This window comes from Pseudomonas sp. NFACC45, from assembly GCF_900113505.1.
Taxonomy (GTDB): domain Bacteria; phylum Pseudomonadota; class Gammaproteobacteria; order Pseudomonadales; family Pseudomonadaceae; genus Aquipseudomonas; species Aquipseudomonas tehranensis.
The window spans coordinates 270,923-286,498 of the sequence record NZ_FOPO01000005.1 but is presented as its reverse complement, the minus strand read 5'-3'; the positions used below and the strand labels follow the sequence as shown (position 1 = coordinate 286,498).

General features: G+C 61.2%; 14 protein-coding genes. 12 read left to right on the top strand and 2 right to left on the bottom strand.

Translation table 11 applies throughout. The annotated features are described in order from the left end of the window. Positions 1–52: 52 nt before the first annotated feature. A complete protein-coding gene (locus BM132_RS11475; protein ID WP_092455356.1) occupies positions 53–1,420 on the top strand; it encodes an NAD(P)-dependent oxidoreductase in 1,368 nt (455 codons plus the stop codon). Continuing rightward, on the top strand, positions 1,421–2,695 hold the full coding sequence (gene preA, locus BM132_RS11470; RefSeq protein ID WP_092455354.1) for an NAD-dependent dihydropyrimidine dehydrogenase subunit PreA: 1,275 nt from the start codon (positions 1,421–1,423) through the stop codon (positions 2,693–2,695). It begins immediately after the preceding gene. 142 nt (positions 2,696–2,837) lie between these two features. Here preA and BM132_RS11465 read toward each other — a convergent pair whose 3' ends face one another. After that, a complete protein-coding gene (locus BM132_RS11465) occupies positions 2,838–3,458 on the bottom strand; it encodes a TetR/AcrR family transcriptional regulator (RefSeq protein ID WP_092398895.1) in 621 nt (206 codons plus the stop codon). Positions 3,459–4,036: 578 nt separating this feature from the next. On the opposite strand from BM132_RS11465, the gene BM132_RS11460 reads away from it, so the two are divergent. The 7 genes from BM132_RS11460 (at position 4,037) to BM132_RS11430 (ending at position 11,175) form a co-directional block, all read left to right on the top strand. Next, positions 4,037–5,224, top strand: coding sequence for an OprD family porin (locus BM132_RS11460; protein ID WP_371264122.1), 1,188 nt, complete (start codon positions 4,037–4,039; stop codon positions 5,222–5,224). Between the two features lie 190 nt (positions 5,225–5,414). Continuing rightward, the gene (locus BM132_RS11455; protein WP_092455350.1) at positions 5,415–6,236 is read left to right on the top strand and encodes an NAD-dependent epimerase/dehydratase family protein; all 822 of its coding nucleotides are present in this window, start codon (positions 5,415–5,417) and stop codon (positions 6,234–6,236) included. A 43-nt stretch (positions 6,237–6,279) separates the two neighbouring features. After that, the gene (locus BM132_RS11450; protein WP_092455348.1) at positions 6,280–7,185 is read left to right on the top strand and encodes an SMP-30/gluconolactonase/LRE family protein; all 906 of its coding nucleotides are present in this window, start codon (positions 6,280–6,282) and stop codon (positions 7,183–7,185) included. 55 nt (positions 7,186–7,240) lie between these two features. After that, complete coding sequence (locus BM132_RS11445; protein ID WP_092455346.1) at positions 7,241–8,218, top strand: TRAP transporter substrate-binding protein; 978 nt, start codon at positions 7,241–7,243, stop codon at positions 8,216–8,218. Between the two features lie 73 nt (positions 8,219–8,291). Beyond that, entirely contained in the window at positions 8,292–8,819 is a 528-nt protein-coding gene (locus BM132_RS11440; RefSeq protein WP_092398905.1) for a TRAP transporter small permease, read from the top strand. Next, positions 8,819–10,099: a TRAP transporter large permease gene (locus BM132_RS11435; RefSeq protein WP_092398907.1), complete on the top strand. Its 1,281-nt coding sequence runs from the start codon at positions 8,819–8,821 to the stop codon at positions 10,097–10,099. The genes BM132_RS11440 and BM132_RS11435 overlap by 1 nt, the downstream gene beginning before the upstream one ends. A 206-nt stretch (positions 10,100–10,305) precedes the next feature. Beyond that, positions 10,306–11,175 carry an aldose 1-epimerase gene (locus tag BM132_RS11430; RefSeq protein WP_092455344.1) on the top strand — a complete coding sequence of 290 codons (870 nt, stop codon included), beginning with the start codon at positions 10,306–10,308 and terminating at the stop codon, positions 11,173–11,175. A gap of 145 nt (positions 11,176–11,320) precedes the next feature. On the opposite strand, the gene bkdR is transcribed toward BM132_RS11430, so the two are convergent. Continuing rightward, positions 11,321–11,809 (bottom strand): Bkd operon transcriptional regulator BkdR, encoded by a 489-nt coding sequence (gene bkdR / locus BM132_RS11425; protein ID WP_092398911.1) that lies wholly within the window; start codon positions 11,807–11,809, stop codon positions 11,321–11,323. A gap of 192 nt (positions 11,810–12,001) precedes the next feature. Between bkdR and BM132_RS11420 the strand changes: the two genes are divergently transcribed. Genes BM132_RS11420 through BM132_RS11410 form a run of 3 tightly spaced genes read left to right on the top strand, consistent with a single transcriptional unit; the run spans position 12,002 to position 15,560 of the window. After that, positions 12,002–13,237, top strand: coding sequence for a 3-methyl-2-oxobutanoate dehydrogenase (2-methylpropanoyl-transferring) subunit alpha (locus BM132_RS11420; RefSeq protein ID WP_047227604.1), 1,236 nt, complete (start codon positions 12,002–12,004; stop codon positions 13,235–13,237). A 1-nt stretch (position 13,238) separates the two neighbouring features. Then, complete coding sequence (locus BM132_RS11415; protein WP_092398913.1) at positions 13,239–14,297, top strand: alpha-ketoacid dehydrogenase subunit beta; 1,059 nt, start codon at positions 13,239–13,241, stop codon at positions 14,295–14,297. Then, positions 14,298–15,560: a dihydrolipoamide acetyltransferase family protein gene (locus BM132_RS11410; RefSeq protein WP_092455342.1), complete on the top strand. Its 1,263-nt coding sequence runs from the start codon at positions 14,298–14,300 to the stop codon at positions 15,558–15,560. Positions 15,561–15,576: the final 16 nt, after the last annotated feature.

The following is a 15,576-nucleotide window of genomic DNA, read 5'->3' as shown; positions in this document are numbered from 1 at the left end:
CAAAAACACTGCCCACCAGAGGCAGCACCTCAAACACCGTGAGGCCAATTCCATGATCCAGCCCTTGAGTCACCTCCCCCATTCCCAGGAAGACCCGACCGCCCTCGCCGCGCGCTTCAGCGACCTGGCGCCGCCGCTCAACGCGCGCCAGGCCCACCTGGAAGCCTCCCGCTGCCTGTACTGCTACGACGCGCCGTGCGTGAACGCCTGTCCGAGCGAGATCGACATCCCTTCGTTCATCCGCAACATCCACCAGGACAACGTCCAGGGCGCGGCGCAAAAGATTCTCTCGGCCAATATCCTCGGCGGCAGTTGTGCCCGGGTCTGTCCCACGGAGATCCTTTGCCAGCAAGCCTGTGTGCGCAACAACGCCCACGAATGCGCGCCGGTACTGATCGGCCTGTTGCAACGCTACGCCGTGGACAACGCCCACTTCAGCGAGCACCCGTTCAAACGTGCCGCCGCCACCGGCAAGCGCATTGCCGTGGTCGGCGCGGGTCCTGCAGGGTTGTCCTGTGCTCACCGCAGCGCGATGCACGGCCATGACGTGGTGGTGTTCGAAGCCCGGGAAAAGGCTGGCGGCCTCAACGAATACGGAATCGCCAAATACAAGCTGGTGGACGATTATGCCCAGCGCGAGTTGGACTTTCTGCTGGACATCGGCGGCATCGAAATCCGCCACGGCCAAAAGCTTGGCGAAAACCTCAGCTTGAGTGACTTGCACCAGCAATTCGACGCTGTGTTCCTCGGCCTTGGCCTGGCCGCCAGCAAACAACTGGGCCTGAGCGATGAACAAGCGCCGGGGCTGCTGGCCGCCACCGAGTACATCCGCGAGTTGCGTCAGGCCGACGACCTCAGCCAATTGCCGCTGGCCGAGCACTGCATCGTTCTCGGCGCCGGCAACACCGCCATCGACATGGCCGTGCAGATGGCCCGTCTCGGTGCTCGGGACGTCAGCCTGGTGTACCGGCGCGGCCTTGAGGACATGGGCGCCACCGTCCATGAGCAAGACATCGCCAAGGCCAATCAGGTGCGTCTGCTGACCTGGGCCCAGCCGCAACAGGTGCTGCTGGACGAGGCAGGGAATGTGCGGGGCATGCGTTTCTCCCGCACCCACCTGGAGAACGGGCGGTTGGTCATCGGCACCGAAACCTTCGAACTGCCCGCCGACGGGATTTTCAAAGCCATCGGCCAGGCCTTCGATGATCACGCACTGGCGGACCCGCTGGCCCGGGAACTCAAACGCCAGGATGGACGAATCTTGGTGGACGAGCATTTGCGCACCAGCATTGCCGGCGTGTATGCCGGCGGTGACTGCACCAGCCTGGACCAGGACCTGACGGTGCAGGCGGTGCAGCACGGCAAGCTCGCCGCCGAGGCGATCAACGCTCAACTCATGCTCAACGTGGAGGCTGCGTAAATGGCCGATCTGTCGATTGTCTTCGCTGGCATCAAAGCCCCCAATCCGTTCTGGCTGGCCTCCGCGCCGCCGACCGACAAGGCCTACAACGTGGTCCGCGCCTTCGAGGCCGGCTGGGGTGGCGTGGTCTGGAAAACCCTGGGAGAGGACCCGGCAGCCGTGAACGTGTCGTCGCGTTACTCGGCCCACTTCGGCGCCAATCGCGAGGTACTGGGCATCAATAACATTGAGCTGATCACCGACCGTTCGCTGGAGATCAACCTGCGGGAAATCACCCAGGTGAAAAAGGACTGGCCGGACCGGGCGCTGATCGTGTCGTTGATGGTGCCGTGCGTGGAAGAATCCTGGAAACGCATCCTGCCTCTGGTGGAGGCCACGGGTGCCGATGGGATCGAGCTGAACTTCGGCTGCCCCCATGGCATGCCGGAACGCGGCATGGGTGCGGCCGTCGGCCAGGTGCCGGAGTACGTCGAGCAAGTCACGCGCTGGTGCAAGACTTATTGCTCGCTGCCGGTGATCGTCAAGCTCACGCCGAACATCACCGACATCCGCGTCGCCGCCCGGGCGGCCCATCGGGGCGGCGCCGATGCGGTGTCGTTGATCAACACCATCAACTCCATCACCAGTGTCGACCTGGACCGCATGGTCGCCCTGCCCATCGTCGGCAGTCAGAGCACCCACGGCGGTTATTGCGGCTCGGCGGTCAAGCCGATCGCCCTGAACATGGTCGCCGAAATCGCTCGCGATCCGCAGACCCAGGGCTTGCCGATTTGCGGCATCGGCGGCATCGGCAGTTGGCGCGACGCGGCGGAATTCATCGCCCTGGGCAGTGGCGCCGTGCAAGTGTGCACGGCGGCGATGCTCCACGGTTTTCGGATTGTCGAAGAGATGAAGGACGGTCTGTCACGTTGGATGGACGATCACGGCCACGCCAACCTGCAGGCATTTTCCGGCCGCGCGGTGGGCAACACCACCGACTGGAAGTACCTGGACATCAACTATCAGGTCATCGCGAAGATCGACCAAGAGGCCTGCATCGGTTGCGGTCGCTGCCACATCGCCTGTGAAGATACGTCCCACCAAGCCATCGCCAGCCTCAAGCAAGCGGACGGGACGCGCAAATATGAAGTGATCGATGAAGAGTGCGTGGGCTGCAACCTGTGCCAGATTACCTGTCCAGTGCAGGACTGCATCGAGATGGTGACGGTGGAAACGGGCAAGCCATTTTTGGACTGGAACCATGATCCGCGTAATCCTTATCATGTAGCGGTCTGAGGACTGAGGTGTCTGGACTGACGCCATCGCGAGCAGGCTCGCTCCCACAGTAGATTTCTGGCGTTCACAAAATCTGTGAACGACACGATCCAGTGTGGGAGCGAGCCTGCTCGCGATAGGGCCATCAGCCGCACCACAAACTTCAGGGCTCCAACCCAATCCCCCGCAAAATCACACTGGTCACCGTCTGCACCGCCCGCTCGAACTGCATATCGGACAGGGGCTGGTGATCATTGAGGATGTTGATCTGGTGGTCGAAGTCGGCGTAGTGCTGGGTCGAAGCCCAGATCATGTAGAGCAGGCTTGAGGGCTCTACGGGGAGGATGCGTTTGTCCTCCACCCACTGGCGGATTTTTGCCTCTTTCATCTTGGCCCAGTCATAGAGGCTGGCGTCCAGCGCCTGGCCCAATGTCGGAGCGCCGTGTATTACCTCGTTGGCCCAGACCTTCGAGCCGTAGGGCCGGCTACGAGAGTGGTTCATCTTGGCGCGAATGTAACTGCTGAGCACCACCCGTGGGTCATCGAACATCTCGAAGCACAAGGCGTCCTGCTTCCAGACCTCCAGCAGATCGAACAACACGGCGCTGTACAGTTCGCTCTTGGTGCTGAAGTAGTAATGCAGGTTGGATCGGGGCAGTTGCACCTCGGCGGCGATGTCGGCCATGGCGGTGCCGCCGAAGCCCTTTTCGGCAAAGACCTTTTCGGCGGCCAGCAGGATTTTCTCGACGTTACTGCGACGAATCTCGATCTTGTGATTGCCCATGAGGGCTCCCTGGCGACAGCGTTGGTCAAGACTAGCATTCACCCACTTCTGAAAACACCGGTGGTCCCTGTAGGAGCTGGCGAAGCCTGCGATCTTTTGATCTTGATCTTTCGCTTGAGACTCAATTGGCAGGGGAAGATCGCAGCCTCGTTTCACTCGACAGCTCCTACAGCAGCCCGGCTGGGGAGCGTTCGAGGATGATCATTCGACTAAGGTCTTAGACCAGTCATCGCACAACTAAGAGCAGGCGCAGCTATTCTGAGGCCCCGTGGATTGCTGGGGCCGAAGCTTCCACAGCCACCCTTATCGCCCCTGGAACCAACGTAATGTCCCATCTTCAAGCACAAGGACAGTGACAATTCCGATAATGGCCAGTTGACAACGAGGAACGACGCCCAAATAATCCGCCCCATGTTGTACGACGACGTATGACAAATAAAAACAACAAAAAAGTAGGGAGCGTCATAGTGAGCACACCTGTCCGTTTTTCACCCGGTCACCCAACCCGTCGTACCCTTTTCAACTCCCGGCATGCCCTGGGGCTGATCAGTTGCAGCAGCCTGGCCCTGTTCTTGCCAATGACCGCCAGCGCCGAAGGTTTCGTCGATGACGCCAAGGTCAATCTCAACCTGCGCAACTTCTACATCAACCGCAACTTCACCAACCCGAACAACGCTCAAGGCAAAGCCGAGGAATGGACCCAGAGTTTCATTCTCGACGCCAAGTCCGGGTTTACCCAGGGCACGGTTGGTTTCGGCATGGACGTGCTGGGCATGTACTCGGTCAAGCTCGATGGCGGCCGTGGCACTGCCAATACCGGTTTGCTGCCGGTCCACGATGGCGGTCACCCGGCCGATGACTTCGGTCGCCTGGGCGTCGCGCTCAAGGCCAAGGTGTCGAAAACCGAACTGAAGGTCGGCGAATGGATGCCTGTGCTGCCGATCCTGCGCTCTGACGACGGTCGCTCCCTGCCGCAGACCTTCCGCGGCGGCCAGGTCACCTCCACCGAGATCAACGGCTTGAGCCTCTACGGCGGCCAGTTCCGCGCCAACAGCATGCGCAACGACGCGAGCATGGAAGACATGTCCATGAACGGTCGTGGTGCGTTCCTCTCCGATCGCTTCAACTTCGGCGGCGGCGAATACGCCTTCAACGACAAGCGCACTCAAGTCGGCGTCTGGTACGCCGAACTGTCGGACATCTACCAGCAAAAATATTTCAACCTGACCCACAGCCAGCCCATCGGTGACTGGACCCTGGGCGCCAACCTCGGCTACTTCATCGGTAAGGAAGAAGGCAGTGCCCTGGCGGGCGACCTGGACAACAAGACCGCCTTCGCCATGCTCTCGGCCAAATACGGTGGCAACACCTTCTACGTCGGCCTGCAAAAACTCAGCGGCGACGATGGCTGGATGCGCGTCAACGGCACCAGCGGCGGCACCCTGGCCAACGACAGCTACAACTCCAGCTACGACAACGCCCAGGAAAAATCCTGGCAAGTGCGCCACGACTTCAACTTCGCCGCCGTCGGTGTACCGGGCCTGACCCTGATGAACCGCTACATCAGCGGCGACAACGTGCACACCGCCACCGTCGACGACGGCAAGGAATGGGGCCGTGAAAGCGAACTGGCCTACACCGTACAGAGCGGTGCGTTGAAAAGCCTTAACGTGAAATGGCGGAACTCGACGATGCGCCGGGACTACAGCACCACTGAGTTCGATGAAAACCGCTTGATCGTCAGCTACCCGATCTCGCTTCTTTAAGCCGGGATCCGTCGCCATGGTTGCTGTTCAAAAGGACCATGGCGACGCAACCGCCAAAGGCAGGGACGCCGTGGTAGAGCGATTCGTCGATCAAACGTTGACAAGGTAGCGGTAGGATAAGGATATTCCCTCTCGGTCGTACGACAACTTATAACAACTGATACCTCTCACCGTTTGCTCAGGTAATTTCATGACTACGACACACATTCGCCAGCCCTTCAATCGTCTACTGCTGACCGGCGCCGCCGGCGGCTTGGGCAAAGTCTTGCGCGAACGCCTCAAGCCTTTCGCCCGCCACATTCGCCTGTCGGACATCGCCAACATGGCCCCGGCCATTGATGAAAGTGAAGAAGTGGTGCCGTGCGACCTGTCTGATAAACAGGCGGTGCATCAGTTGGTGGAAGGCGTCGATGCCATTGTGCATTTTGGCGGTGTTTCGGTAGAGCGCCCGTTCGAAGAAATCCTCGGCGCCAACATCAGTGGCGTGTTCCACATCTATGAAGCCGCCCGCAAGCATGGCGTCAAGCGCGTGATCTTCGCCAGTTCCAACCACGTCATCGGCTTCTACAAACAGGACGAGGCCCTCGACGCCCTTTCCCCTCGCCGTCCGGATGGCTACTACGGCTTGTCCAAGTCCTACGGCGAAGACATGGCCAGTTTCTACTTCGATCGCTACGGCATCGAAACCGTGAGCATCCGCATCGGCTCGTCGTTCCCCGAACCGCAGAACCGCCGGATGATGAGCACCTGGCTGAGCTTCGACGACCTCACTCAACTGATCGAATGCTCGCTCTATACCCCGAAAGTCGGCCACACCGTGGTGTATGGCATGTCTGCCAACCGCGACGTCTGGTGGGACAACAGCCAGGCCGCGCACCTGGGCTACCAGCCCAAGGACAGCTCCGAAGTCTTCCGTGCCAAGGTCGAAGCACAGCCGATGCCGGCCGCCGATGACCCGGCCAGGATCTACCAGGGCGGCGCCTTTGTCGCAGCCGGCCCGTTCGACAACTGATTGGCCTGTTTTTCATGGGATACGCACGAACCAAGGAATCACCATGCAAGCCGAATTGATTGTCGATGCACGCAACGCTGTCGGTGAGAGCCCGGTATGGGTCCCCGAGGAAAACGCTCTGTACTGGGTAGACATTCCCAGCGGTGGCCTGCAGTGCTGGAACGCCGGGACCGGGCAACTCAAGGGCTGGGAAACGCCCGAGATGCTCGCCTGTATCGCCCGCCACCAGGACGGGGGTTGGATCGCCGGCATGGAGAGCGGTTTCTTTCGCCTGCACCCCTTTGATGACGGCAGCCTGGACAGCGAATTGTGCGCCAGTGTCGAGCACGACCGCAGCGACATGCGCCTCAATGATGGCCGTTGCGACCGCCAGGGCCGTTTCTGGGCCGGCAGCATGGTGCTGAACATGAGCGCCAATGCCGACGTCGGCCGGATGTACCGCTTCGATGGCGGGCAGCGCAACCCGGTCGCGGCGCAACTGGGCGGGTTCATCGTGCCCAACGGCCTGGGCTTCAGCCCGGACGGACGCACGATGTACCTCTCTGACTCACATCCGCTGGTCCAGCAGATCTGGGCTTTCGACTACGACATCGACAGTGGCACGCCCTCCAACCGGCGGCTGTTCGTCGACATGATGCCCCTGGCCGGACGCCCGGACGGCGCGGCGGTGGACGCTGAAGGTTGCTATTGGATCTGCGCCAACGACGCCGGCCTCATCCATCGCTTCACCCCGGATGGCCGCCTGGACCGCTCTTTGGCGGTGCCGGTGAAGAAACCGACGATGTGCGCCTTTGGCGGCAGCCGTCTGGACACCCTGTTCGTCACTTCAATCCGCCCTGGCGACGACACCGATGCGCAATCGCTGGCCGGGGGCGTGTTTGCCCTCAACCCCGGCGTCAAGGGCCTTGCCGAACCGACTTTCGGAGGAGCGAAGCACGCCGCCAACTGATCTGCACCACCGCTTCATTCGATAGACATAAAAACAACAACACTGGAGATTGACCATGAATTTCAAACGTACGCTTCTGATCGCCGCCCTCCCCCTGGCCTTCCTTGCGCAGGCGGCACAGGCGCTTGAGATCAAGTTTGCCGATATCCATCCCGATGGCTATCCAACCGTAGAAGCGGAAAAAATCCTCGGCAAGACGCTGGTCGAGGAGAGCAAAGGCGATAAAGACCCGTTCACCTTCAAAATGTACTCCGGCGGCGTGTTGGGCTCGGAGAAGGAAGTGGTCGAGCAGCTTCAGGTCGGTGCCGTACAAATGGCCCGCGTCAGCCTGGGTATCGTTGGCCCGGTGGTGCCGGACGTGAACGTGTTCAACATGCCCTTCGTCTTCCGCGATCAGGCGCACATGCGCAAAGTCATCGACGGTGAAGTCGGCCAGGAGATCCTCGACAAGATCACCAATTCCGAATTCAACCTGGTCGCCCTGGCCTGGATGGACGGCGGTACTCGCAACCTCTACACCAAGAAGCCGGTGCACAAGCCTGAAGACATGAAGGGCATGAAGATTCGCGTGATGGGCAACCCGATGTTCATCGAGACCCTCAACGCCATGGGCGGTAACGGGATTGCGATGGATACCGGTGAAATCTTCAGCGCGCTGCAGACCGGTGTGATCGACGGCGCGGAAAACAACCCGCCGACCATGCTTGAGCACAACCACTACCAGAACGCCAAGTACTACAGCCTGACCGGTCACCTGATCCTGCCGGAGCCGGTGGTGATGTCCAAGTTCACCTGGGAAAAACTCACCCCCGAGCAGCAGGCCCTGGTGAAAAAAGCCGCCAAGCAGTCCCAACTGGACGAGCGCGAATTGTGGGACAAGAAGACCCTCGCCAGTGAAGAGAAACTCAAAGCTGCCGGCGTTGAGTTCATCACGGTCGACAAGAAACCCTTCTATGACGCTACCGCGCCGATCCGGGCCAAATACGGTGCGCCGTACGCCGATCTGATCAAGCGTATCGAAGCCGTTCAGTAACACCTCTCAATCTGTACTTGAAAAGGCCGGGCACGCCTGATGTCCAAGGCGTGCCCGGTTACGGTGGAACCCGATGAAGAATCTGCTGCTACGCATCAACGACAAGATTTACATGACTTGCATCTGGGTCGCCGGCCTCTCTGTCCTGGCAATTGCTCTGATGATTCCCTGGGGCGTGTTCGCCCGCTACGTGCTGGGCACTGGCTCAAGCTGGCCTGAGCCCACCGCGATTTTGCTGATGATCGTGTTCACGTTCATCGGCGCCGCCGCCAGTTACCGCGCCGGTGCGCACATGGCCGTGGACATGCTCACCAACCGCCTGCCCCCTCACTTGAAAACCGCGGCATCGGTGTTTTCCCAGTTGCTGATGGCGGCAATCTGCATCTTCATGATCAGCGGCGGCACCAAACTCTGCATATCCACCTGGAATCAGTACATGAGCGCCCTGCCCACGCTGCGGGTCGGCATCACGTACATGCCCATACCGGTCGGTGGTTTTCTGACCCTGATTTTTGTCCTGGAAAAACTCTTGCTCGGTGATCAGAGCAAGCGCCGGGTCGTGCAGTTCGACCTGGTCGAAGAAAGTGAAGGTGCCGCTTAATGGACGCTCTGATTCTGCTGGGCAGTTTTTTCCTGTTGATCCTGATCGGCATGCCGGTCGCCTACGCCCTGGGCGCCGCTGCGCTGATCGGCGCGTGGTGGATCGACATCCCGTTCCAGGCCGTGATGATCCAGGTCGCGGGCGGGGTGAATAAATTCTCGTTGCTGGCCATTCCGTTCTTCGTCCTGGCCGGTGCAATCATGGCCGAGGGCGGTATGTCTCGCCGGCTGGTGGCCTTCGCCGGGGTGCTGGTGGGTTTCGTGCGCGGCGGTCTGTCACTGGTCAACCTCATGGCCTCGACGTTCTTCGGTGCCATTTCCGGTTCCTCGGTGGCCGACACCGCCTCGGTGGGTTCGGTACTGATCCCGGAGATGGAACGCCGCGGCTACCCGCGGGAGTTCTCCACCGCAGTGACGGTCAGTGGTTCGGTACAAGCCCTGCTGACCCCGCCCAGCCATAACGCGGTGCTGTACTCTCTGGCGGCCGGCGGTACAGTTTCCATCGGTGCGCTGTTCATGGCCGGCATCGTGCCGGGCCTGCTGATGAACGCCTGCCTGATGGTGCTGTGCCTGATCTTCGCGAAGAAGCGCAACTATCCCAAGGGCGAAGTGATTCCCCTCAAGCAGGCGCTGAAAATCTGCCGGGAAGCCATGTGGGGCATGATGACCATGTTCATCATCCTCGGCGGCATCCTCTCGGGTGTTTTCACCGCCACCGAATCGGCCGCCATCGCTGTGCTCTGGGCCTTCTTCGTGACCATGTGCATTTACCGCGACTACAAGTGGAGCGAGTTGCCGAAACTGATGCATCGCACGGTGCGTACCATCTCCATCGTGATGATCCTGATCGGCTTCGCCGCCAGCTTCGGCTACATCATGACGCTGATGCAGATACCGGCGAAAATCACCACCCTGTTCCTGACCATCTCCGACAACCGCTACGTGATCCTGATGTGCATCAACGCGATGCTGCTGGTTCTGGGTACGGTGATGGACATGGCGCCGCTGATCCTGATCCTGACGCCGATCCTGATGCCGGTGATCATGGGTATCGGCGTGGACCCGGTGCAGTTCGGCATGATCATGCTGGTGAACCTGGGTATCGGGCTTATTACCCCGCCGGTGGGCGCCGTGCTGTTCGTCGGCGCCGCCATTGGCAAGGTCAGCATCGAAAGCACCGTCAAGGCCCTGCTGCCGTTCTACGGCGTGCTGTTCCTGGTGTTGCTGGCCGTGACCTACATTCCGGCGATCTCGCTGTGGTTGCCGCGGCTGGTGTTGTAACCCTGTAAACGAGCTTGCTCCCGTGAGGCTGTAGGAGCTGCCGAAGGCTGCGATCTTTTGCTCACGACTCAATTGTCTGGGACAAGATCGCAGCCTCGCTTCGCTCGGCAGCTCCTACAGGTCCAGCGGGAGCAAGCTCCCTCGCCACAAAAGCATTCACACAAGAATCGTCCCGAAGTTATTTCCAACCCAGCAGACAAGCCAACATGACGCCGCCTCTTCTCCAACTCGAAGACGAACAGACTCGCCTGACCCTGGCCCCGCACCTGGGTGCCAGTCTCGTTGAATGGACATTGCGCAGCACCGGTGCTCCCCTGCTACGCCCACCCGCGCCGCAAGCGCTGGAAAACCGCCTGCCCGGCAAGCTCGGCTGCTTCCCGCTGATCCCATGGTCGAACCGGATCGCCCAGGGCGGTTTCGATTGCCCTGGCGGCTGGCTCGCCCTGCAAGCCAATAGCCCCAACGACCCGTTCCCGATCCATGGCAGCGCCTGGCAGCAACCCTGGCAAGTGATCGAACACAGCCCACAAGAAGCGCTGTTGCAGCTCGACAGCCAACATCCGTTCGCCTACTGCGCCAGCCTGCGGATCCGTTTGAGCGGCGGTCAGTTGCAGATTGCAATGCACGTCACCCACCTGGCCGAACAGGCCGCGTGGCACGGGCTGGGTTTGCACCCGTATTTCCCGCGCACTGCCGGCACGCGCCTGCAAACCCGTGCGACCGACGTCTGGATGTGCGATGAGAAAAAACTCCCGACAACGTTGGGCAGCGTTCCTCGAATCTGGGACTTCCAACAACCCCGCTTGCTGCCGGACACACTGGTGGATAACGGCTTCGGCGGATGGGACGGGCATTGCCTGATCCAGCAACCGGACCTGGGTTATGAGCTGGAATGCCGAGCCAGCGGCAGCGAATACTTCCTGCTCTACTGTCCCGTGGGCCTGGATTTCTTTTGCATCGAACCGGTCAGCCATCCGGTCAATGCCCACCACCTGCCAGGGCGGCCAGGGTTGCGCTTGCTGGAGCAAGGGCAATCGGTGACGCTGGGGTTTTCGATGCAGTGCCGACTCCTGTAGTCCCCTCCAGCCAGGCTTCTGGCGCTGCCGAAGGCTCGGGCCGCGTTCGGACGATCTTGATCTGATCTTTTGCTCGCGACTCAATTGTCTGGGACAAGATCGCAGCCTCGCTTTACTCGACAGCTCCTACAGGCCCAGCGGGATGTCAGGTCCCCAAGGTCAACCCGTTGGCCGGCAGCGGCAGCGCGGTCTTATAGCGAACCTGCTTGAGCGCAAAGCTCGAACGAATATTCGCCACACCCGGGACCTTGGTCAGAAAGTCCATCATGAACCGCTCCAGCGACTGGATCGACGGCACCAGCACACGGATCAGGTAATCCGGGTCGCCTGCCATCAGGTAACACTCCATCACCTCCGGCCGGTCGGAGATCGCCTCTTCGAAGTGCTGCAACGCCTCCTCCACCTGCTTCTCCAGGCTGACGTGGATGAACACGTTGACATGCAGCCCCAGCAAATCGGCATCCAGCAGCGTGACTTGCTCGCGTATCACCCCCAGCTCCTCCATGGCTCGGACCCGATTGAAGCATGGCGTGGGCGATAGATTGACCGACCGTGCGAGGTCGGCGTTGGTGATGCGGGCGTTTTCCTGAAGGCTGTTCAGAATGCCGATGTCGGTGCGATCCAGTTTACGCATGAGACAAATAATCCTGTTTTTTATCGTTGTGCAGATTTTTTATCTGCAAATGATCTGAACAGCAACCCAACAGAGAAAAATATTCTTCTGCGTCGAGCCTATGATTGTTGTAGGACAATTTTCCTTACCCGGGAAAGTTCGTCAGCTAGCGCGCCCACTACAAGAAATTCACAAGATCGAGCGTAGAAAGCCATGAACCCAGCGTATGAACCGCTACGCCTGCACGTCCCCGAACCATCGGGCCGTCCCGGCTGCCAGACCGACTTCTCCTACCTGCATCTGAGCGATGCCGGCACGGTGCGCAAACCCTCCATCGACGTTGAACCGTCCGACACGGCCGACCTCGCCCGCGGGCTGATTCGCGTGCTCGATGACCAGGGCAATGCCCACGGCCCATGGGCCGAAGACGTGCCTCTGGAGATCCTGCGCAAAGGCATGCGCGCCATGCTCAAGACGCGCATCTACGACAACCGCATGGTGGTCGCCCAGCGCCAGAAAAAAATGTCGTTCTACATGCAGAGCCTTGGCGAGGAAGCCATCGGCAGCGGCCAGGCCCTGGCGCTGAACATCGATGACATGTGCTTTCCCACCTATCGCCAGCAAAGCATCCTGATGGCCCGCGAAGTGCCGTTGGTGGGCATGATCTGCCAACTGCTGTCCAACGAGCGTGATCCGCTCAAGGGCCGGCAGTTGCCGATCATGTACTCGGTCAAGGACGCCGGTTTCTTCACCATTTCCGGCAACCTGGCCACACAATTCATCCAGGGTGTGGGCTGGGGCATGGCCTCGGCGATCAAGGGCGACACCAAGATTGCCTCGGCCTGGATCGGTGACGGCGCCACCGCCGAATCGGACTTCCACACCGCCCTCACCTTCGCCCACGTCTACCGGGCGCCGGTGATCCTCAACGTGGTCAACAACCAGTGGGCAATCTCCACGTTCCAGGCCATTGCCGGTGGTGAAGCCACCACCTTCGCCGGACGCGGCGTCGGTTGCGGCATCGCCTCGCTGCGGGTCGATGGCAACGACTTCATGGCGGTCTACGCCGCTTCGCGCTGGGCCGCCGAACGCGCCCGGCGCAACCTCGGCCCGGCGCTGATCGAATGGGTCACCTACCGCGCCGGCCCGCACTCCACTTCCGATGATCCGTCCAAATACCGCCCCGCCGACGACTGGAGCCACTTTCCGCTGGGCGACCCGATTGCGCGCCTCAAGCAGCACCTGGTGAAAATCGGCCACTGGTCTGAAGAGGAACATGCTGCAGTCACCGCCGAACTCGAAGCCGAGGTGATCGCCGCGCAGAAGGAAGCCGAGCAGTACGGCACCCTCGCCGGCGGGCAGATTCCAAGCGCCGCGACCATGTTCGAAGACGTCTACAAAGAGATGCCGGAGCACTTGAAGCGCCAGCGTCAGGAGTTGGGGATCTGACATGAACGATCACAACAACAATATCCAGCTGGACACCGCCATGACCACTACCACCATGACCATGATCCAGGCCCTGCGCTCGGCCATGGACGTGATGCTCGAGCGCGACGACAACGTCGTGGTGTTCGGCCAGGACGTGGGCTACTTCGGCGGCGTGTTCCGCTGCACCGAAGGCCTGCAGAACAAATACGGCACCTCCCGGGTATTCGACGCGCCGATTTCTGAAAGCGGGATCGTCGGCGTCGCGGTGGGTATGGGCGCCTACGGGTTGCGGCCGGTGGCCGAGATCCAGTTCGCCGACTACGTCTACCCGGCCTCGGACCAGATCATTTCCGAAGCGGCGCGCCTGCGCTATCGCTCGGCCGGCGAGTTCACGGCGCCAATGACCCTGCGCATGCCCTGCGGCGGCGGCATCTATGGCGGCCAGACCCACAGCCAGAGTATCGAAGCGATGTTCACCCAGGTCTGCGGCCTGCGCACCGTCATGCCCTCGAACCCTTACGACGCCAAGGGCCTGCTGATCGCCTCGATCGAAAACGATGACCCGGTGATCTTCCTCGAACCCAAGCGCCTGTATAACGGCCCGTTCGACGGCCACCACGACCGCCCGGTAACGCCGTGGTCGAAACACCCGTCGGCGCAGGTGCCGGACGGTTACTACACCGTGCCGCTGGATGTCGCCGCCATCACCCGCCCAGGCAAGGACGTGACCATCCTCACTTACGGCACCACGGTGTATGTGTCCCAGGTCGCCGCCGAAGAAACCGGCATCGACGCCGAAGTCATCGACCTGCGCAGCCTCTGGCCGCTGGACCTGGAGACCATCGTCAAGTCCGTGAAAAAGACCGGTCGTTGCGTGATCGTCCACGAAGCTACCCGCACCTGCGGCTTCGGCGCCGAGCTGGTGTCGCTGGTGCAAGAACATTGTTTCCATCACCTGGAAGCGCCCATCGAGCGTGTCACCGGATGGGACACACCCTATCCGCATGCACAGGAGTGGGCGTATTTCCCAGGGCCGTCCCGTGTGGGCGCGGCGTTGAAACGGGTCATGGAGGTCTGAATGGGCACGCACGTTATCAAGATGCCGGACATTGGCGAAGGCATCGCCGAAGTTGAACTGTCGGTGTGGCACGTCAAGGTGGGCGACCTGGTGGTCGAGGATCAGGTACTGGCCGATGTCATGACCGACAAGGCCATGGTGGACATTCCCTCGCCCGTGCATGGTCGGGTGATCGCCCTCGGCGGCGAGCCTGGTGAAGTCATGGCGGTGGGCAGCGAACTGATCCGCATTGAAGTCGAAGGTGCCGGCAACCTCAAGGAATCGGCACAACCCGCCGCTGCCGCGCCAGCGCCGAAAGCCGCACCGGTGGCGACGCCTGAGCCAACGCTGGAAAAACCCGCTGCGGCGCCACGCCCCGCGCCGCAAGCGCCGGTAGCCCGCGATCCTGACGAGCGGCCGCTGGCCTCTCCGGCTGTACGTAAACACGCACTGGACCTGGGCATTCAATTGCGCCTGGTCCAGGGCAGTGGCCCGGCCGGGCGGGTTCTGCACGAAGATCTGGACGCCTATCTGGCCCAAGGGCCGTCGGTCCAGGCCAAGGGCGGTGCAGGCTATGCCGAACGCCACGACGAACAGCAGATCCCGGTGATCGGCATGCGCCGCAAGATCGCTCAGCGCATGCAGGACGCCACTCAGCGCGCCGCGCACTTCAGCTACGTCGAGGAAATCGACGTCACCGCCCTGGAAGAGCTGCGGATGCATTTGAACGAAAAGCACGGTGCCAATCGCGGCAAGCTGACCTTGCTGCCCTTCCTGGTACGCGCCCTGGTCGTGGCCCTGCGGGACTTCCCGCAAATGAACGCCCGCTACGACGACGAAGCCCAGGTCATCCACCGCTCAGGCGCCGTGCACGTGGGCGTCGCCACCCAGAGCGACGTCGGCCTGATGGTGCCGGTGGTTCGCCACGCCGAAGCCCGCAGCCTGTGGGACAGCGCGGCAGAAATTTCGCGACTGGCCACGGCGGCCCGCAACGGCAAGGCCAGCCGCGATGAGTTGTCCGGCTCGACCATCACCCTGACCAGCCTCGGCGCGTTGGGCGGTATCGTCAGTACCCCGGTGCTGAACCTGCCGGAAGTGGCGATCGTCGGCGTGAACAAAATCGTCGAACGGCCTGTAGTGATCAAGGGCCAGATCGTGATCCGCAAAATGATGAACCTCTCCAGTTCCTTCGATCACCGGGTGGTCGACGGCATGGACGCGGCGCAATTCATCCAGGCTCTGCGCGGCCTGCTCGAACAACCCGCCACCCTGTTTGTGGACTAATCATCAATGGAGCAGG

What these genes read in the sequence shown, in the direction of transcription:
- BM132_RS11420 (WP_047227604.1), top strand. Translation starts at nt 12,002, where the DNA reads ATGAACCCAGCGTATGAACCGCTACGCCTGCACGTCCCCGAACCATCG.
- BM132_RS11460 (WP_371264122.1), top strand. Translation starts at nt 4,037, where the DNA reads ATGACCGCCAGCGCCGAAGGTTTCGTCGATGACGCCAAGGTCAATCTC.
- BM132_RS11430 (WP_092455344.1), top strand. Translation starts at nt 10,306, where the DNA reads ATGACGCCGCCTCTTCTCCAACTCGAAGACGAACAGACTCGCCTGACC.
- BM132_RS11435 (WP_092398907.1), top strand. Translation starts at nt 8,819, where the DNA reads ATGGACGCTCTGATTCTGCTGGGCAGTTTTTTCCTGTTGATCCTGATC.
- BM132_RS11445 (WP_092455346.1), top strand. Translation starts at nt 7,241, where the DNA reads ATGAATTTCAAACGTACGCTTCTGATCGCCGCCCTCCCCCTGGCCTTC.
- BM132_RS11465 (WP_092398895.1), bottom strand. Translation starts at nt 3,458, where the DNA reads ATGGGCAATCACAAGATCGAGATTCGTCGCAGTAACGTCGAGAAAATC.
- BM132_RS11410 (WP_092455342.1), top strand. Translation starts at nt 14,298, where the DNA reads ATGGGCACGCACGTTATCAAGATGCCGGACATTGGCGAAGGCATCGCC.
- bkdR (WP_092398911.1), bottom strand. Translation starts at nt 11,809, where the DNA reads ATGCGTAAACTGGATCGCACCGACATCGGCATTCTGAACAGCCTTCAG.
- BM132_RS11415 (WP_092398913.1), top strand. Translation starts at nt 13,239, where the DNA reads ATGAACGATCACAACAACAATATCCAGCTGGACACCGCCATGACCACT.
- preA (WP_092455354.1), top strand. Translation starts at nt 1,421, where the DNA reads ATGGCCGATCTGTCGATTGTCTTCGCTGGCATCAAAGCCCCCAATCCG.
- BM132_RS11440 (WP_092398905.1), top strand. Translation starts at nt 8,292, where the DNA reads ATGAAGAATCTGCTGCTACGCATCAACGACAAGATTTACATGACTTGC.
- BM132_RS11450 (WP_092455348.1), top strand. Translation starts at nt 6,280, where the DNA reads ATGCAAGCCGAATTGATTGTCGATGCACGCAACGCTGTCGGTGAGAGC.
- BM132_RS11455 (WP_092455350.1), top strand. Translation starts at nt 5,415, where the DNA reads ATGACTACGACACACATTCGCCAGCCCTTCAATCGTCTACTGCTGACC.
- BM132_RS11475 (WP_092455356.1), top strand. Translation starts at nt 53, where the DNA reads ATGATCCAGCCCTTGAGTCACCTCCCCCATTCCCAGGAAGACCCGACC.